Genomic DNA, 19,629 nt, shown 5'->3' with positions numbered 1-19,629 from the left:
GCTATTTTATTTATGATCAATAAAATCGTTAATTTTATTAACTAAATAGAGTTAAACTTAATGGCAAGATATCAATATGCAAAAAATAAACAAGGGAAAGCGATAAAAGCAATTGATTTAGTTGGTCAGAGTATATTTAATGATTTTTTCTGTTTTGGCTGTGGAAAATTATTAATAGCTAAAGTTAATGGAAAAGTTAAAAAACCACATTTTGCACATAAAAACATACAAGAATGTAATGGCGAAACTTACTTGCACTGTTTAGGTAAGCAAGTTTTTTTTGAAACATATAATAATTGTTTAAAAGAAAATGACCCATTTTATATTGAATTTAGTATACCAAAAAGATGTCATAAATTTAAAAGAGTTATTCGTAAGTACTGCGGTCTTGGTTTCACAAGTAGACGATATGATTTAACAAATTATTACTCTAAGGTGAAAGTAGAAAAGAAAGATAATAATTTTATACCAGATATTTTACTTTTGCGTGAATCTAGTCCTAAAGAGACTATATATGTAGAAATTGCTGTAACTCATTTTCTAAGTGAAAAAAAAGAATCTTCTGGTAAGCGAATAATAGAAATTCCTATTAACTCTGAAGAAGATATTGACAAAATTAAAAACTATCACATAACTGAGAATGACGCACTTTTTTTAGGGTTTAATCAAGGTATAGCTGTAATACCAGAAAGCGAATGTGTCTGTATGAAAAAGCAGTTTTTTGCCTTTTATGTATGGGATTCAGGAAAATCTTTTTTAGAATTAACATATCTATCAGATATTGAAACTAAAATAGCCAAATTTAAGCAAAGAATTGTTTATTATAATTTGATTGAAACTGATTTAGAGTTTGTAAATTCAAGCATACAATACGGTTATTCCCATGGAGAGTTTTTTATCTCTCAAGTTAGATTAGCATCTCAAAATAAAGTACCAATCAAAAACTGTTATTTGTGTAAATATAGTGGGGAAAATTGGAGTTTTGATGGTAATCAGCCAATTTATTGTAAAGCAAAAAAAACTAAATGTGGTTCAAATCAGGCTGCCGAGTGTGATTGGTATAAAGTTAAATCGTTATAGCTTTATATATTGGTTTTGTATGATTTGTTATATTGTCTAAGTATTACTTGTTTAATTGCATACCTCATAAATTGTAATATGAGCTTACTAATTAAAATACAACTTAAGACCATGACAAAAAAAATTATTCGCAAGTGTGGTTTCTTTGTTGCAAGCAGCTTAATTGCCATTCAAGCTTGGGCAGCGCCATTGGATATTCAATCATTCAGCAGCAAAAATAAAATAAGCCCTATAGTACAAAAAGATATTTGTGCTCAGCAGCAAAGCCTTTGTGCCCATCCTGAACGTTGGAAAAGCGTTACCACCGCAGACCAACACCTTTGGTTATTGGCAGATGACCAAGTTGCAGTGTTTACCACCACAGATGCTCAACCGAAACTATTGCAGCATTGGAAAATTGATCTGACGCAAAAACTCTCTGCTGATCAAATTGCGCTGAATAACTCAAAACTATATGTTTATCCAAAACTTTTTCCAATAGCAGACAATCGCTTTGCAATTGCACGGATTCACTCATACTCAGAACTATACTCTGGTGGCGGTGCAACCATGGAGCGTGCAAATTTTTATGAGTTATTAAACAACGGAAAAACACAGCAGTTTATTGGCAATTATCCATTTAGTTTAAAGCAAACCATGCGTGCCTGTTTTTCAGAGCAAGACTATAAACAAGCAAAAGGCAACTGTCATGACGAATACAATTTAGCGGTGTCCATTCGTCCATTAAAAGCGATGCAGTGGCAATTTCGTTATAACTACAGCGCATCCTTGTCTGGAAAAAATCCTAAAACCACGAAAAGTAGTCGTGCTTTAAATATTGATTTAAATCGAGCACCGAAACAACCGAATATTCCTAAAGATTGGAATTACAGCGGGATTGATGATTAGTCATTACAAGCAACTATATAGATACATTAAGCCTAAACAGCGTATTAAAGTGATACAAATGTGTACTTTAATCTCGTCTGATCAGGTCAAATAATTATTTTATTCTTTTAGCTGATTCATTAGAACAAGACCATGGCACATTTTTCTGTATGTAAGTTATTAACCTATACCGCATTAGGTACAACAGCGTTGGGGACGGCATTTTGGTTACATCAGCGCCGTTTGCCTGTGAAAAAAAATGCTGAATATGTTGCTTTAGGCAGTTCATTTGCTGCAGGGCTAGGGCTCGGTGAACGTGCCCCCAATAGCCCTATAATTTCACAGCGCAGTGTCAATGGTTACCCACAGCAATTGGCACGCTTACTGAATATATCGTCATTTACAGACATGACATCTTCAGGGGCTACAGTACGCCATATTTTAAACGGTGGGCAGCGTATGCTTGGTCCACAAATCGATGCACTTGGTCCTGATACCAAGCTTGTCACACTCACCGCAGGTGGTAATGATGTGGGGTATATTGGTGATTTAACATGGATGGCATATCAAAACCAACAGCATATTGTAGCTCATGCAATCAGCTCAGTATTAAAAAGAAAAATACCAAGAGACCACAAACGTTTTGCTGATTTGGCTCAGTTGTTAAAAGCCACTATTCAAGAAATTAAACGTCGATCACCACATGCACATATTGTGGTTGTGACTTATCCTGTGGTTGTGCCTGTAGAGGGAACATGCACAGCACTCGGTTTAACCGCAGATCAAGTAGCACATGTCACAGCAGTTGCAGATCAATTGGCACAAATTACCCGTGATGTTGCAAAAGAAACGGCTGTTACTTTGGTGGATATGGCAACAATTTCAAAAGTGCACAGTGTATGTAGCCAAACACCATGGGTGAATGGTTTTAAATCGAAGAAGGGTGCGGATTTTCATCCCAATTTAGCAGGGGCTGAAGCCACAGCAAAAGCCATTTTTAATGTTATTCAGCCGTCTTAATCAATCAATTCCAACCACAGTGGTCATAAAGCTTGTGGTAACTAAAATGGCAAAGCCAAGCAGCATTTCAAAAGTTAAAACAGATCTAAATACTTTATACATGTTGGGCTGGTCTAAGCGTGGTGTAAAATAAAGCTTATTGCATGTAGCCAACACCAAAATACTGAATACCAAAAGCAGCTTAACAAGCAAGGTATTGCCATAAGGTGTGGTAAATAACGTCATGATACTCGGTAAAAGTAGAAATAACACACTGACCCCACAGACAATCAAGATGCCGACAACGCCCAAAGCAATTTGCCCAAATTGTTCAACATGTGTTTTAAATGTGAAACGATGGGTATGCCGATTTAGCCACCACAATGGATACAGTGAACCCATCCACAAAGACATGGTAGCGACATGAAACGATACAAGTACTTGGGCATACACGGCTAAGTTGGTGACATGTCCAAGCTGTGAAAAGCTGATAATAATGGGGATGCAAAGCGTTGCAATCAGTAGTTTTTTAACAAAAGACCATGCTGACCTGTGTTGCCATGGCAGCACAATAACCACAACTAAAGCCAAAAAGCTCAAAATTCGTAAGGTATGCACCATGCCAACAGGCGTATTCATCAACAGTGAAAAATAGGTGGCATTCCATAGCCCACTGAACCCTGTTTGGGCAAAACTTGCAATTAACAATAAAAAACTAAGTACACTGCTTATCAAGCCAAGCACTGCACCCCATCTGATGTATTGAAATACAGCAATTTGGCTATGCTTTTCATGACAAAAATAATGATAACAAAATAGGCCGCCTACACTCATAGACAAGCCTAAATATAAAAATACTTTCACAATCCATGTGAAAATGATCCAAAGATGTGCATCCATTCGTGTTTACACTATTATTGAATTGAAAAACTATAATCACTGTTCATGTTGTGACCATCTTTCCCCATTGCTGACCACTGCACGGTATATTTTCCTGTAGTTAGAGTTGATACGGGAATTTGAAAGCTTTTTTTAAGTTCGTTACTGATTTGATAAGTTAATGGAATGGCTTGGCCTTGAGCATTGATCAGTTTCACATTCATGAGCATTACATCTGCTGAAAAGTTTAATGTAATGGCTTGCGGTTGGCCTGAAACTGTTGCATTGATGCCTGGCGTTGCACTTTCTAAATGGGCATGGGCAAATGCAGCGACAGAAGTCATCATCACTGTTGCAAAAATGGCAGCATGACGTACAGATTTTAATATTGAGTTTTTAAAAGACATGAGCTTGCTCTCTTGAACATTTCAAAGAATATATGAATGTAGTATGAGGTGATTATGGCATGGCATCTTGTACACATCGATGACTGAAGAATGACAATCGAGTCATTTATTGTAAAAGCGAATATATAATTAGAGGAGGTTGAGTTGTTGTTTGGTCTTGATGTTGGTTTGGATTAAATGTGATGGGGGAGTCACAATCCATGTGAAATTTAGCTCAATACATCAGGGTGATGACGTGAGTGAGGTGGTTATCTAACCGAGAAACTATATTCGCTATGCATATCATGTCCACCTTTTTCAGCAATAGATAACCGAACAATATATCTGCCTGAATTTAAATGTGGCACAGCAATATGAAAGGTCTTTTTTAAGTCATGATTAAATGCATGATTTAATTTGATGTCATGACCTTCTTCATTGAGTAATTTGACATTGGTTAATACCACATCAGAACTAAAGTGTAGGGTGATTTTTTGCGGTTGTTGGTTTAAGAATGAGTTGGCATAGGGTGTAGCACTGGCCAAATGAACATGTGCAAATGTGCTCACAGATGCCATGATCAGGGAAATAAATAACATGACATGACGTCGTTTTTTGAAAGATTTTTGAATTAAAAGCATGGAGTTTATCTCTTAAAATTTATTAAAATTAATCATGATATGGTTTAAAAAGTGAATTCATATCAACTATGTGAATTATAGTGAGGAATAATATACACTTTAATTACATAAAAGTAATATATGAAACATAAAATTAATTGAAATATTTTTAATTTTGAGACGAGTGCTTAAAGGTGATGGTAAATGTTAAGGCGCCATGCTGAAAGGTCGCATCAATATGTGCTTCATGTGCTTGCAAAATAGATTGGGTAATGGCAAGTCCAAGTCCTGTCCCTTCTACTGTCCGTTGTCTTGAGGCATCGGTACGGTAAAAACGGTCAAATAAACGTGAAATTTGTGATGAAGTCAGCTCAGGGCTTTGATTGGTCATCAAAAGTTGAGGTTGGTGTTCTGCATTTATCGTGGTATGGATGGTAATGTTCGAGTGAGATATGCCATATTTAATTGCATTTGAAATTAAATTACTCAAAGCACGCCGTAACATTGCTGCATCGCCTTGAATATGTAGTACTTGACCTGTATGTATAAATTGCATGTGTTTTTCAGCAGCCAAAGCATCATAAAAATCTAATAAAGCACTAATTTCATGATTTAAGTCGACAGATTTAGCTTGATTTAAGCTTAATCCATGTTCTGCTTTAGCTAAAAACAGCATGTCAGAAACCATACGGGCAATGCGTTCAAATTCTTCTAAATTCGAATATAAGATGTCTTGATAAACTTGTAAGTCACGGGGGCGTGATAAACAAACTTGGGTTTGTGTCATTAGATTATTGATTGGTGTACGCATCTCATGGGCAAGATCAGACGAAAAATCAGATAACTTCTCTAATGCAAACTCTAAACGGTCAAGCATGGCATTAAAGGCAGTGGTTAATGCATATAATTCGGTTGGAATATGTTGGGTAGGGAGTCGTTCAGACAAATGTTGTGCGGAAATTCGTTCTGCAATATGCGTCATTTTTTGTAGTGGAAATAAACCACGCCAAATGGCAAACCAACCAAGTGCCATTAAAATCAGTGTGCCTAGACCCCCAATGAGTAACAGCTGTTGTTTAAAATGATCCAAAAAATGCTGATGTTCGGATTTATCCATACCAATAATAATACGAACGGATGGTGTATGCTGTGCAGCAGGCGCTTGATGGCTAATTAATCCGCGGTAGGTTTTATTGTCAAATTGCCATTCAACCCAAGATGTTGGATCATTTTTAGATTGCATCGGATAAATAGGCTGAATTGCAGAGCTAAAAATGATATGTCCTTGCGGGCGTTCAATCTGAAAAATCAGATTATGATGTCCCACCAAAGCATCTTTTAAATCCAATTGTAAAGTATTTGTATTTAAGGGGTTTTGCGCAAATAAGTTATTAATGAGCTGAACTTTACCTTCAAGTTGCATGCGATCTTGGGATTCAAAGTGTTGAATCACCAATCGGTGTACCATCAATCCCATTAAGCCTGAAATTACAATGCTAGACAGAGAAAATAGAATGGCGATACGAAATCCAATGCTACTGACAATTTTACGAGGCATCATCAATCTCTAATAAATAGCCCATACCGCGAATATTCTGAATCAATTTAGGTGAAAAACCATGATCAATTTTAGTACGCAGGCGTTTAATGGCAACTTCAACCACGTTACTGTCACTGTCAAAATTCATATCCCACACTTGTGAAGCAATTAAGGCACGCGGTAATACTTCGCCTGGTCGTCGCATAAATAACTCCATTAGCGCGAATTCTTTGGCAGTTAAATCAATGCGTTGTCCTGCACGTGTGACGCGTCGTTTACGGACATCAAGTTCAAGATCTGCGATGGTAATGAGGTATTGATCCTCTTTAGATTGTCCACGGCGTAATAGACTTTTCACGCGAGACAATAATTCAGCAAAAGCAAATGGTTTCACTAAATAGTCATCAGCACCTAAATCAAGTCCTTTAACACGATCTTCAACATCATCACGGGCAGATAAAAATAAAATCGGTAGCATTTTGCCATGTTCACGAATGCTTTGAATGACTTGCCACCCATTACGCTCAGGCAGCATAACATCTAAGATAATGAGGTCATAATCTTCAGTTAATGCATGATGTTGTCCACTTATGCCATCTGTGACCCAATCGGTCAGATAGCCTGCTTCTGTAAGTCCTTGTTTGAGATAGTCGCCAGTTTTTTGTTCATCTTCAACCAATAAAATCTTCATCATCAATACAAATTACTAGATTGATTTCATCATACCTTGAAATGAAACTATTCTGTATGAGATGACAAAAATGTCATTTTGAGGTCATGTGATGGTCAAAAGAGATGAGTTAAGCGGGGAAGGGGTGGCAAAGTAAAGTGAGCTGAATAAAAAAGCATATGCTGTGAGCGTGTACTCACAGCATATTAATGAGCTTATAAAACGCCTTGTGCAAGCATGGCATCTGCCACTTTAACAAAACCTGCAATATTGGCACCATCTACATAATTGACGTTGCCATCTTCTTTTGTTCCGTATTTGACACAGTTTTGGTGAATGTCTTTCATGATGTGTTGTAAGCGGGCATCCACTTCTTCATGTGTCCATGACAAGCGCATGGCATTTTGAGACATTTCAAGACCTGAAGTTGCTACACCACCTGCATTTGATGCTTTGCCAGGTGCATATAAAATATTTGCTGCAATAAACGCTTCAACTGCCCCAAGGGTGGATGGCATATTCGCACCTTCAGCCACACAGATTAGTCCATTTTGAATCAGTTTTTCTGCATCTTGCGTGTCTAGTTCATTTTGTGTTGCACATGGTAGAGCAATATCTACAGCAATATGCCATGGCGTTTGGCCTTCAAAAAATTCAAAGCCATGTTGTGTTGCAAATGTTGATAGACGACCGCGCAATCTGTTTTTAATGTCCATGACTTCGGCTAAAAGGGCATCAGTTAAGCCATCTTTCACATAAAGCGTGCCGTTTGAATCGGATAATGTCACCACTTTTGCACCAAGAGACATGGCTTTTTCTGCTGCATATTGTGCAACATTACCAGAGCCTGAAATGGCAACGGTTTTGCCTTGAAAGCTTTCACCACGTGTTTTTAGCATTTCTTCGGCAAAGTAAACTGTGCCATATCCTGTCGCTTCAGGGCGAACCAAGCTACCACCAAAAGAAATTCCTTTACCTGTAAATACAGATGCGGTGTTATTGCTGAGTTTTTTCATCATCCCCGCCATATAACCGACTTCACGGCCACCAACACCAATATCACCTGCTGGAATATCAGTATCTGGACCTAAATGGCGATATAGCTCTGTGATTAAAGATTGGCAAAAACGCATCACTTCACCTTCAGATTTTCCTTTAGGATCAAAATCTGAACCGCCTTTACCACCGCCTAAGGGTAAGGTCGTTAATGCATTTTTAAATGTTTGTTCAAAGCCTAAGAATTTTAAAATAGACAAGTTCACTGATGGGTGAAAGCGCATTCCGCCTTTGAAAGAACCAATGGCTGAGTTAAATTGTACCCGATATGCACGATTGACTTGAGTTTCACCTTGGTCGTCAATCCATGACACACGAAATTGAATGATACGTTCTGGCTCTACCAAACGGTCTAATAAGCCATAACTTGCATATTGAGGATGCTTTTCAATAAAAGGCCATAAACTGGTTAATACTTCTTCAACCGCTTGTAAAAACTCAGGTTGATGTTGATCTCGTGCTTTGACTGCAGTTAGGAAATCGTTAAGGCTATTGTATTTCAAGCTGAGGTCCTCGTTATTGGTTTTAAATATGGGCTGTGGTCATGCACGTATTCAACTTTATTCATGTCAAAGTGTGAAATAACATGCATAAATATAGTGTAAACTGAAAATTAAGAAAAAAAATAGCCAATTCAATCAATTGTGAATTTAAAACATCATGACTTCATTGTGCTGATCTGAAAAAATGAATGATATGGCCATCAATACTTGATCAATGCGGCTTGTGAACAATGTCATGCCATTAAACACAGCACTATAAAATGACAAAAGCCGCTAGTTACAGCGGCTTGTTTGAGGTATTGAATGTCATCGATTTAAATTAAAAGCGATAGCTAATTCGTCCATAATAATAACCGCCGTATAAGCCAAAAGGTGACAATTGTGCATAGTAGTTTTCACCCAATGAATCAATGACGTTTGATTTGTCAGGATAAGTATTAAATAGGTTGTCTGCCCCCAAGGTGAAAGATAGATTTTCAGTAGCATGGTAGGTTGCATCTAAGTCAACAATCCATTTTGCACCAAATTTTTGATCTGTTTCTACAGTTTCACTTGGCGAAATATAGCTGCCATAACGGGATAGGCGGGCATTAATATCAATTTTTTTATACAACCAATTGGTGGCAATTGTAAATTTGGTTTTTGGGTCTGCATCTGTGATCATGCCTTTGGTTCGGCGGGTAATACGATCAATGTTAATGCCTTGCAATTGGCTAGGATTGTCAGCAATGCCTGTAATGCGTGTTTCGTTAAAATTAAAGCCCAAACTCCAACGTAATTTACCAAATTGTTCTAATTGTTGGGTGTAATCTGCAATGACATCAACACCATTGGTGACTGTATCAAACAGGTTGGCATAATACGTCACATAGTTGACGTTTGAGAAACCATTGGCCGCTAAAATAGAATTAATGCCTGTCCCTGTGAGTCCTGCAGTTGCACTAATACGGTCTTTTAATTCAATACGATATGCATCAACTGCAATATTTAAATTTTTAAGTGGCGTATAGGTTAAACCCAATGAGTAGTTGGTGGACTTGGTTGGATCTAATGCTTTAGCACCTAAAGCTTGCCCTAACGCAGAATCAGTTCGAACCATTTTAGAATACACATCCGAGCGTACGCCATCTAAAATAGTGCTGACAATACCTGTGCTTGCAAAGCCTTGTTGGTATAGTGATGGTGCAATAAAGCCTGTGCCAATGGTCCCGCGTACAGCAAGTTCAGGTGTAATTTCATAACGGCTGTTAATTTTACCATTAAGCGTATTACCCGAGCTGTCATCATAATGCTCAAAGCGGCCTGCAATGCCTACGAGCCATTTTGGCGTAACATCTAAAGATAAATCGAGATAGGCGGCTGTATTACTGCGTTTAATTTTAGCCTCATCTTCAGGCAACAACACAAGTGCACCAAAGGTCCCTACAGTGGCCGTTGAACCTGCATTATCTCCTGTGGTGTAAATATACCCACCGTTTTTATACGCCAATGGGTCAGTGGCTTTGGATGACCAACCTTCTTTACGATAATCTAAGCCCCATGCCACATTTAATGGTTTATAGCCAAATCCAATGTCAAAAGCACGGCGGAAATCTAAGTTGTTTGACCATTGGTAGGTTTCATATTTCTGTAAGCCAAAGGATGTGGGACTTGCTGTGCCAAGTGATGGATTTAAGTTGCTGCTGGTGGAATGCTTTTGTGTATCTTTGCCATAGGAGGTGCTTGCATCCCATGCCCAACCCAAGAAGTTATCACCTTTAACGCCCCAAACACTTTGATAATCTCGTTCATCAAGCGCAATAACAGGGGTGGTGCCATTTGGATAAATTTCCGTGACCGCAGAGCGTGAATTTGGACGACGATATGATGCGCCTGTAATGGCATCACGCCAACCTGCTGTGGTAAATGTATAAAGTTTGGCTGCATCGCCTAAAGGCAGTTCAGCATTTAAAGATAGATTTAACTGTTCAACAGAAGGTAAGCCAAGTTTATTTACATTGCGATCAAATGTGGCTTCACGTGGGTCGCTTTGACCATTTACTTTTGAGTAAATATCACCGGATACTTGTCCTGCACGGGTGGTAGCATCTTGGTTTTTAATGTCATAGCCAAAGTTAACAAAGCCATCACTTCCTAATTTTGTACCTACATTGCCACTGAGCTGAAATGTTTCACCATTTCGGTCGGTACCTGAGTAATGCTCGCGACCGCCATAGGTGGTGGTAATGCTGCCACCATGATCAGCAGACTTTAAAACAATATTAATGACACCTGCAATGGCATCTGAACCATATTGCGCTGCTGCGCCATCACGCAGCACTTCAATCCGTGCAATGGCATTGATGGGAATTAAATCTAAATCTGCCGCTTGGTATCCTTCTACAAAACCATATTTGTTGACTGCCAATGCACCTACATGTCGTCGCTTACCATTGACCAACACCAAAGTGTGACCACCGCCAAAGCCTCTTAGTCCTGCTGAGCGTGCCACTGAGCCATAACCATCAGGTTGACTCGGAACGGTTGCTACACTAAATGATGGGATGATTTTGGCTAAAATGTCTCGAAGCGCCAAGGTATTTCCTTGTTTTTGGAGTTGATCACCACTAATGACATCTACAGGTGCAGGGCTTTTGGTGACTGTACGGATACCACTTCGGCTGCCGACCACCACGACTTTTTCTGTGGCTTGGGCATCATCTTGTTCTGTTTTTTGATTGGCATTGTCATCCGCAAAAGCAGATCCTGTGACACCTAAAGTTAAGGCCACAACCATTGATCGATAAAAATGTGATGATCGGGTTAAGTCAAATAAATGGGTTGCGAGAGGCGCGAACTTGGTTTGCAGCATGGTATTTTGTTCTCTAGGTGCATTCAGCAAAATCTGATACGGGTAAAAAATGGGTATAGACAAGCCGCCTGAATGATTTGAAGTATTCAAGAAAATTGATATATAAATATTTAAATTAGGATAAATAAATAAACTAACTGCTATTTATTTTAAATGGCGTCAAATAATAAGTATTTTGATTTAATCCATAATGAGTTTGCATTTTTAAATTCCTTTGCCAATATATTGTCAATTCATAATTCATTGTTTGAATGAAGTATTTACTCAACGTATTTGTTCTGTGTTTTTAATGTATATATATTTTTTTTATTATTAAATATTAAAAAGTTATTTAAATATATTTTTTTAAAGAAAAGCATTTATCTAAAAATATAATAATTATTTTTATTTTTAATATATTTATAACGATTTAGGTTGAGGTCATGGCACTGCATGTTTTTCTTTTTTTTATATAACCTTAACCATATTTAATATTTTAATTTTAATGATTAGTCATTGTTTAATCATTTTAATTATTTACGACACAGTAGATCAGACAATAATGGGCCAACCGTATAAATTAAGCATACTCGATAAATGCCCACAATCTGAGCAAGCCACGGCAGAAGCAACTTTTCAACATACATTACAACTGGTTCAGGTGGCTGAACAATTGGGTTTTCATCGTTATTGGATTGCTGAACATCATGCCACGCCACAACTGGCAAGCCCATCACCAGAAATTATAATTGCATGGTTACTTGGGCAAACTAAACGTATTCGAATTGGTTCAGGCGGTGTGATGCTACAGCATTATAGTGCGTATAAAGTGGCTGAAAACTTTAATATCTTAGCCAGTTTAGCGACTGGTCGTGTGGATTTAGGCATTGGTAAAGCACCAGGTGGCTTTCCAGTATCGACACAGGCATTACAACTGGGTACTGACCTAAAAAAGAAAGGTACATTTAGCGAGCAACTCACACGTTTAACCCAATATTTACAACCACAGAATATCCCAAAGGTGGGCGAAATCATTGCCACCCCTGTACCGAAAGTTGCAGCAGAGCGTTTTTTATTGGGTGCAAGTGATGAAAGTGCTGAGTTGGCCGCAAAACTAGATTGGAATTTTGTTTTTGCTGCACATTTAAATGGCGATCCTGAACGTTTAAAAAGTGCACTTGAGCTTTATTTTAATGCATCGCAAGGTCGAAAAGCATTGGTGGCGGTACAAGTGGTGATTGGTGATACACGTGCAGAAGCTCAGCAAGCGGTGAGTCAATTGACCGTGTGGACACTTGAACTGGACAACGGACAACGAGTCAAAGTACCTAGCGAAGACAGTGCGATTGAATTTGCACGACAAGCCAAAGCAAAAATTGTTGGGTTAAAACAAGAACAACTGAATATTTTGGCTGGGACAGCAGCCGATATTCAAGCCCAACTGCATAATTTACATACTCAATATGGCATTGATGAATTTGTTGTCGAGTTTCCACTGTCGAATCATGAAAAACGCTTACAGTCTTTAATTGCCATTGCCAACCGATTGGCATTGGCTGGATAAACTCGGAGTAGAACATGCAAAATTTACAACGCTTTGAAGCGCAGTTGATCGATTGGCGTCGTCAATTACATGCGTCTCCTGAACTGTCGAATCATGAGTTTGAAACCACGAAAAAATTAAAAGCATGGTTAAGTGAATACGGTATTGCATCTGCATCATGGGGGTTAAAAACAGGCTTAGTGGCTGAAATTGGTTCAGGTCATCCAATAATTGCTTTACGAGCAGACATTGATGCATTGCCAATTTTTGAAGAAGTAGAACAAGACTTCACCTCAAAGCACCAAGGTGTTATGCATGCCTGTGGGCACGATATTCACTCTTCAACTATTTTGGGTGCTGCAATTTTATTGAAGCAACACGAAGCAGAACTTCATGGCACAGTGCGTATTATTTTTCAGCCTGCAGAAGAAAATTATACAGGTGCATATGAGGTTCTAGATGCAGGTGTATTAGACGGTGTTGCTGCAATTTTTGGTTTTCATAATATTCCTGAATTGCCTGTTGGCACATTTGGTACACGGGCAGGGGCGTTTTATGCCAATGTGGATCGTTTTAATATCAAAATTCAAGGCAAGGGCGGTCATGCAGGCCGTCCGCATGAAACCAAAGACCCTATTGTTGCGAGCGCACAGTTGGTGCAAGCAGTACAAACCATTACTAGCCGAGTGGTTGATAATTTAGATACTTGTGTGGTGAGTATTACGCAAATTCATGGCGGCACCACATGGAATGTACTGCCTGAAAGTGTCCATTTAGAAGGCACAATTCGTACACATTCTAAAGCTGTACGTGCCCAAGTAGGCGAACATTTGTCGCAAATTGTGCAAGGTGTTGCACTAACCCATGGGGTGACTGCGAACTTAGAAATTGACCATGGCCCAGCAGCATTAATTAATACCCCTAAATGGGCTGAGTTTAGTGAAAAGGTGGCAAAAGAAGCTGGTTATCAGATTGAAGCATTGCCTTTGTATTTAATCGGTGAGGATTTTGCAGCGTATTTAGAACAGGTGCCTGGGGTATTTGTCAGCATTGGCAGTAACAGTGCTTATGGTTTACATCATCCAAAATATCAACCTGATGAAGCTTTAATTTTGCCTGCAGCACAGTATTTTGTTCGGTTGGCACAGCAAGTGCTTGATCATTTAAAACAACAACAGCCATAAGATAGGATATCTAAACATGAGTCAAAAACACATTCGATTGGGTACGATTTTACATGGTGCCAATGGCAATATGTCGGCATGGCGTCACCCTGATGCAGTGGTCGATGCAAGCATTAATTTTGAATTTGCCAAAGATATTGCACAACAAGCAGAGCAAGCAAAGTTTGACTTTGTGTTTGTTGCTGATGGTTTATATATTAATGAAAAATCAATTCCACATTTTTTAAATCGCTTTGAACCAATTACGTTGCTATCTGCTTTGGCATCAGTCACTCAGCATATTGGTTTGGTGGGTACGGTATCTACTTCTTATAGTGAACCCTTTACAGTGACACGCCAATTTGCAAGTTTAGACCATATTAGCGGTGGTCGTGCAGGTTGGAATGTGGTGACTACTCCCCTTGAAGGCACAGCCAAAAATCACAGCCGCAAAGTGCATCCTGCACACAGTGAACGTTATGAAATTGCAGATGAATATTTACAGGTTGCTAAAGGATTGTGGGATTCTTGGGGCACAGGTGCATTTATTCGAAATAAAGAGACTGGACAATTTTTTGACCCGAAAAAACTACATACTTTAAACCATCAAGGCAAACATTTTGCAGTGGCAGGGCCATTAAATGTAGGTCGTACACCACAAGAACGTCCGATTGTTTTTCAAGCAGGTGCATCAGGTGCTGGACGTAATTTGGCTGCAAAACATGCTGATGCGATTTTTACGCATCAATCTACCATCGAAGAAGCACAAGCCTTTTATCAGTCTGTCAAAAATCAGGCCATTCAATATGGTCGTCATGTCGATGACTTATTAATCTTTCAAGGCATTAGTGTGTTGGTGGGGAGTTCTGATGAAGATGTAGAACAGCAATATCAAGATACAGCGGCATTGGTCACTATTGATGATGCATTAAATTATTTAGGTCGTTTTTTTGAGCATCATGACTTTACACAATATCCACTTGATGATGCATTCCCAGATTTAGGCACTTTAGGAGAGAACAGTTTTAAAAGCACCACAGATGAAATTAAAAAGCATGCCCAAGAGAAAGGACTGACCTTACGCCAAGTGGCATTAGAGTCAGCCACGCCAAGACCGTTATTTTCTGGTACAGCAACATCTGTGGCTGATCAATTGGAACTTTGGTTCAATGCACAAGCCACAGATGGTTTTATTATTTCAGGTGCAACACCCAATACATTGACCGTATTTATTGAACAGGTCATTCCTATTTTGCAACAGCGCGGACTGTATCGTACTGAATATCCAGGTACCACGTTACGCTCAAGTTTAGGGCTCAATCATCCGCACAACCAATTTGAACAACCTATAGAAACACAGCAACAGGACAACCTTCATGCAAGTTAAACCACGCTATTTTGTATTGAGCCTTTTGGCAGTGTCATTGGGGCTAGGTTTAGCAGGCTGTGGTCAACCTGATGCCTCTAAATCATCCGGTACTGCATCGCAAGTGGCATCTACAGCCAGTCCAACGGTTGAGAAAAGTGCGTTACATGAACAAGAAATTGCCAAACTCACAGCCAATACAGTACCGATCAATACCGCAAAAAATCCAGCTGCAATTGCAAAAATTCCTCATGATTATAAGTTTGTGAATGAGGGTTACTTTACTGTGGCTGCGATTACAGGTTTGCCGCCACTGAGTGTACTTGCACCTGATAACAAAACAGACATTGGTACAGAGGTCGACTTTGCACGTTTAATTGCAGACAGTTTAGGTTTGAAGTTGAAACTGGTTCGTACTTCATGGGAAGACTGGCCACTAGGAGTGAGCAGTGGAAAGTATGATGCGGCCATTTCAAATATTACTGTGACCAAAGAGCGTAAAGAAAAATTTGATTTTGCAACATATCGCCGTGATGTTTTGGCTTTTTATGTGGCAGACAAAAGCAGTATTCAGCAGATTAAAGGACCTGATGATATTGCAGGACTTAAAATTGTGGTTGGTTCAGGAACCAATCAAGAAAAGGTTTTATTAGATTGGATTCAAGACAATAAGAAAAAAGGCTTGAAACCAGCAGAAGCGTTGTATTACGGAGACAGTGCATCTGCAAGCTTGGCATTGCAATCAGGTCGTGTAGACGCAATTTTTGGACCGAATGTGGCTTATGCATGGCAAGCAGTGAATGGTGCAAAAATCCGTTCGGTAGGCACAGCACTTGGTGGCGGTACACGACCTGCAGATTTAGGGGTAACCCTGAAAAAAGGCACAGGTTTGGTTGATGCTGTTCAAGTGGCAATCAATGGTTTTATTAAAACCGGTGAATATCAACAAGTATTAAATCGTTGGGGCACGCAAGCAGAAGCACTAGAGCAATCGCAAATTAATCCGCCAGGATTAGGTGATTAAATAAGTAAAACCGCCACCATGTTGAAGCTGAATTTCCCACTACAACAAAGCATTGAAATTTACATGTTATGTTGATGGTGGGGGATTAAATTTGAAAAGACTGACTGAAAAATCAATGAGATGGGTATGAGTGATCAATTTATTGCAATGTCGGTTGCTGAAGATGAAGTACAGCCATTTTTAGATGGTTTGTTTGCTGAATATAACGATATTTATGGGGATTTCTTTGAGAAACAAGGGCAGGCTGCTGCATATCAAAGAAATTCTCATAATGAAAGTGAGCGTTATGACGACCCGAATAAATACTTACCTCCACATGGTCTATTTATTGTATTAAAGCGTCATGGGCAAATTATTGCCATGGGGGCTTATAAACGTTATGACCATGAAACTGCAGAGCTCAAACGAATTTGGTCCCATCATCAATTGCGTAAACAAGGTCTTGCAGGACGTGTGGTTCGGGAGCTAGAACGGCGTGCGTATCAAGCAGGCTATAAAAAAGTGTATCTGACCACAGGATTTCGGCAAATTCCTGCTGTTAAATTATATTTAAGTTTAGGGTATCAGCCACAATTTGAAATTACAGCCGATTTTAACTTTGACCATTATATTGCTGCACCCTTTAATGGTGGTCTTCCCTTTATAAAAACCTTACAACAAGAGGCAGTCGCATGAGCCAAACGCCCTATAAAATCGTCACTGCTCGGTATCCTTTACGCTATGTGGGCGTTGCCATATGTCTTAGCATTGTGGTGGTGGTTTTAGAATCTATTTTTTCTAATCCAAACTGGGGATGGGCTGTGTTTCGGCAATGGTTTTTTGACCCTGCCATTTTGCATGGTTTGCTGATCACATTAAAGCTAACATTTTGGTCAATTATTGGCAGCTTAGTGTTTGGTACAGTGGTGGCAATGATGCGCATGTCATCTTCATGGTTTATACGTGGTTTGGCATGGACTTATATTTGGCTATTTCGCTCATTGCCTTTATTGTTGGTATTGATTGTTTTATATAACTTTTCATACCTGTATGAGCATATCTCAATTGGTATTCCGTTTAGTCATGTGGTCTTTGCTCAATTTAAAACCATTAATGCACTCGATCAGTTCACAACTGCTTTATTGGGTTTAGTGGTGGTACAAAGTGCTTATACTGCAGAAGTTATTCGTGGTGGCATTTTATCTGTCAATCAAGGACAGTTTGAAGCAGCAGATGCTTTGGGGCTCTCTTGGTGGCACCGTACTCGCCGCATTATTTTACCGCAGTCCATTCGCAGTATTATTCCTGCCATTATGAATGAATGTGTGGGTTTATCTAAAGGAACGTCAATTGTTTATGTATTGGCAATGCCTGAGCTGTTCTACACTGTGCAAATGATTTATAACCGCAACCAAGAAGTCATTCCATTATTGATGGTGGCTGCCGTATGGTATGTTATTGTGACAAGCATCTTTTCGCTGATTCAATGGTATATTGAAAAATCTCTAGCCAAAGGAGAGCGCCGAGCTGTGATACATGAAACACGTTCATGGTTTCGTAAGCCCGTTCAAGTGGCCATGCCACAGCATGCTCGTACAGCATATAAAGACAAGTCGCTCGTCCATACTAAGTTAAAGTTGTAGATGAGAGATAAAAAAATACAGCCCCATAGATATCAGTCAAAATAAAAATCAAGATGTTGGTATGCTTCGTTTCAAACATGAATCAACGGCATACCAACCAATTAACCAATCATGGATTAAATTAATAGCGCTTAATCAGCTGGCTAACTTCAGTGACATTATATTCAATGTAGTTTACAGTGATGCTGTCTTTATGACGTGCGCTGTTAAACAAAAAATATAAGTCAGGATCTACAATTTCTGAACTGTCTCGATTAACCCATAAAGAATAAGCAGGCTGTTTATCTTTGTCAGATAAAAACTCTTCTACCTTTTCAAAATATAAAGTATGGCTATTGTCTTTTGCTTTTAAAGTAATTAGTGCTTTTTGCATTAATCCCTCCAATCCCAAACAATAAAATAGCTTTTGGTACATATTCTATAGCGTAATTGTGGCTATAAAATGATGCGTGGATATTATTATACAAATTAAAAATTTATGATAGATGGTTTTCTGATGTAGATGTATGAATTATTTTACGCTTGAGAGGCACTTTTTTGCTTTTTTTTTGATCAATCGATGCCATCTCTGCTTGAATTAAACAGGTTATAAATTCAGCAATTTCTTTTTCATTCAGTAGTTTAGGTTGGAAAAATTTTAAATTTTTAGACTTGAAAAATTGATCGACCATCTTGTTTTTTTGTACATATTTCATTGACCAATGTTTAAAACTAATTTCATGAATTTCTTTTAAACTGACTACTTCAATATCTGTGTGTCTTGGATCATTTTTAATATGTGCAAATGTATTCTCGACCGTTTCTTTTTCACCTTCTAAACATTGAAAAAACGAGTTACGGGCATAATATAAAACCCCACAGATATTTTGGCTTTGGTTTGACCGAATTGCCTCGGTTAAGATGCTACTTAGATCAGCCATTAGATCTTTGGATTCTCGCTTGGTGCTGGTATAGCATAGCTGAATTAACATTACGCCGTCCTTTAACTTTTTTTATGTTTTTTCAAATTGCAAGGAAAAACAAGTTCTCATTGTTATTATCTGACTTAGTATGTACGAACGTTCTATTATGTTGTTATGGTTTCTTGTAAGTTCTATAAGTGTTTTGATAAAAAAAATTCTTTAAATCGTGGGGCAAACAGCATATTTTTGACAAACTAAGGACACGTTCAAGGTAATCGCTGCATCTACTACCAAAAGTTTATATTTAATGATTAGTTTGACAGTCTATTTAAAATAAATTTGACCTTATGGCATGGATAACATATTTTTAGTTAGAATATGTTTTTAGAAAATAACAATCAGCTGAAATATCTTTTACAGCGGAGCATCCTTGAGCTGTGTCAACTTATACAGGCAATAAAGCAACTCTACTTAAATTTTAAAGTGGTTATATAATAATAAACGGTAATTTTTAGAATCAAGATCGCTGTATTCACGTTAAAACTATGAATGGCAAATACCGCGCTAAGCTTTTTAAAT

The 19,629-nt window shown here is 38.5% G+C and carries 18 protein-coding genes; 9 read left to right on the top strand and 9 right to left on the bottom strand.

From position 1 onward, the window contains the following. Nucleotides 1-60: 60 nt before the first annotated feature. From CFY84_RS06145 to CFY84_RS06135, 3 genes are all read left to right on the top strand, one after another. Nucleotides 61-1,080 carry a competence protein CoiA family protein gene (locus tag CFY84_RS06145; RefSeq protein WP_088823275.1) on the top strand — a complete coding sequence of 340 codons (1,020 nt, stop codon included), beginning with the start codon at nt 61-63 and terminating at the stop codon, nt 1,078-1,080. Between the two features lie 111 nt (nt 1,081-1,191). Further along, on the top strand, nt 1,192-1,968 hold the full coding sequence (locus tag CFY84_RS06140) for a hypothetical protein (protein ID WP_088823274.1): 777 nt from the start codon (nt 1,192-1,194) through the stop codon (nt 1,966-1,968). 132 nt (nt 1,969-2,100) lie between these two features. After that, nucleotides 2,101-2,967 (top strand): SGNH/GDSL hydrolase family protein, encoded by an 867-nt coding sequence (locus CFY84_RS06135; RefSeq protein ID WP_088823273.1) that lies wholly within the window; start codon nt 2,101-2,103, stop codon nt 2,965-2,967. Here the strand turns inward: CFY84_RS06135 and CFY84_RS06130 are convergent, their stop codons facing one another. The 7 genes from CFY84_RS06130 to CFY84_RS06100 form a co-directional block, all read right to left on the bottom strand. Continuing rightward, complete coding sequence (locus CFY84_RS06130) at nt 2,968-3,846, bottom strand: copper resistance D family protein (RefSeq protein WP_088823272.1); 879 nt, start codon at nt 3,844-3,846, stop codon at nt 2,968-2,970. Between the two features lie 14 nt (nt 3,847-3,860). Continuing rightward, entirely contained in the window at nt 3,861-4,172 is a 312-nt protein-coding gene (locus CFY84_RS06125; protein WP_407640200.1) for a copper resistance CopC family protein, read from the bottom strand. 308 nt (nt 4,173-4,480) lie between these two features. Continuing rightward, nucleotides 4,481-4,810: a copper resistance CopC family protein gene (locus CFY84_RS06120; RefSeq protein ID WP_171289039.1), complete on the bottom strand. Its 330-nt coding sequence runs from the start codon at nt 4,808-4,810 to the stop codon at nt 4,481-4,483. A gap of 190 nt (nt 4,811-5,000) precedes the next feature. Then, a complete protein-coding gene (locus CFY84_RS06115; RefSeq protein WP_088823269.1) occupies nt 5,001-6,389 on the bottom strand; it encodes a heavy metal sensor histidine kinase in 1,389 nt (462 codons plus the stop codon). After that, nucleotides 6,379-7,062, bottom strand: a complete 684-nt coding sequence (locus tag CFY84_RS06110) for a heavy metal response regulator transcription factor (protein WP_088823410.1) — start codon at nt 7,060-7,062, stop codon at nt 6,379-6,381. Before CFY84_RS06110 ends, CFY84_RS06115 begins: the two co-directional genes overlap by 11 nt. Nucleotides 7,063-7,256: 194 nt before the next feature. Then, complete coding sequence (gene gdhA, locus CFY84_RS06105; protein ID WP_228149617.1) at nt 7,257-8,630, bottom strand: NADP-specific glutamate dehydrogenase; 1,374 nt, start codon at nt 8,628-8,630, stop codon at nt 7,257-7,259. A 289-nt stretch (nt 8,631-8,919) separates the two neighbouring features. After that, nucleotides 8,920-11,541: a TonB-dependent receptor plug domain-containing protein gene (locus CFY84_RS06100; RefSeq protein ID WP_143218767.1), complete on the bottom strand. Its 2,622-nt coding sequence runs from the start codon at nt 11,539-11,541 to the stop codon at nt 8,920-8,922. A gap of 451 nt (nt 11,542-11,992) precedes the next feature. On the opposite strand from CFY84_RS06100, the gene CFY84_RS06095 reads away from it, so the two are divergent. From CFY84_RS06095 to CFY84_RS06070, 6 genes are all read left to right on the top strand, one after another. Then, the gene (locus tag CFY84_RS06095; protein WP_088823266.1) at nt 11,993-12,994 is read left to right on the top strand and encodes an MsnO8 family LLM class oxidoreductase; all 1,002 of its coding nucleotides are present in this window, start codon (nt 11,993-11,995) and stop codon (nt 12,992-12,994) included. Nucleotides 12,995-13,008: 14 nt separating this feature from the next. After that, the gene (locus tag CFY84_RS06090) at nt 13,009-14,157 is read left to right on the top strand and encodes an amidohydrolase (protein ID WP_088823265.1); all 1,149 of its coding nucleotides are present in this window, start codon (nt 13,009-13,011) and stop codon (nt 14,155-14,157) included. 16 nt (nt 14,158-14,173) lie between these two features. Continuing rightward, on the top strand, nt 14,174-15,523 hold the full coding sequence (locus CFY84_RS06085) for an LLM class flavin-dependent oxidoreductase (RefSeq protein WP_088823264.1): 1,350 nt from the start codon (nt 14,174-14,176) through the stop codon (nt 15,521-15,523). After that, the gene (locus tag CFY84_RS06080; protein ID WP_088823263.1) at nt 15,513-16,526 is read left to right on the top strand and encodes an ABC transporter substrate-binding protein; all 1,014 of its coding nucleotides are present in this window, start codon (nt 15,513-15,515) and stop codon (nt 16,524-16,526) included. The genes CFY84_RS06085 and CFY84_RS06080 overlap by 11 nt, the downstream gene beginning before the upstream one ends. A gap of 126 nt (nt 16,527-16,652) precedes the next feature. After that, nucleotides 16,653-17,201 (top strand): GNAT family N-acetyltransferase, encoded by a 549-nt coding sequence (locus CFY84_RS06075; protein ID WP_088823262.1) that lies wholly within the window; start codon nt 16,653-16,655, stop codon nt 17,199-17,201. Then, nucleotides 17,198-18,148 (top strand): amino acid ABC transporter permease, encoded by a 951-nt coding sequence (locus tag CFY84_RS06070; RefSeq protein WP_088823261.1) that lies wholly within the window; start codon nt 17,198-17,200, stop codon nt 18,146-18,148. Before CFY84_RS06075 ends, CFY84_RS06070 begins: the two co-directional genes overlap by 4 nt. 121 nt (nt 18,149-18,269) lie before the next feature. Here the strand turns inward: CFY84_RS06070 and CFY84_RS06065 are convergent, their stop codons facing one another. Both CFY84_RS06065 and CFY84_RS06060 read right to left on the bottom strand, forming a co-directional pair. Continuing rightward, on the bottom strand, nt 18,270-18,521 hold the full coding sequence (locus CFY84_RS06065; protein ID WP_088823260.1) for a hypothetical protein: 252 nt from the start codon (nt 18,519-18,521) through the stop codon (nt 18,270-18,272). A 103-nt stretch (nt 18,522-18,624) separates the two neighbouring features. After that, nucleotides 18,625-19,119 (bottom strand): BLUF domain-containing protein, encoded by a 495-nt coding sequence (locus tag CFY84_RS06060; RefSeq protein WP_088823259.1) that lies wholly within the window; start codon nt 19,117-19,119, stop codon nt 18,625-18,627. Nucleotides 19,120-19,629 lie beyond the last annotated feature (510 nt).

It is taken from the genome of Acinetobacter apis, assembly GCF_900197575.1.
GTDB lineage: Bacteria > Pseudomonadota > Gammaproteobacteria > Pseudomonadales > Moraxellaceae > Acinetobacter > Acinetobacter apis.
This window is presented reverse-complemented; position numbering and strand designations above follow the sequence as displayed.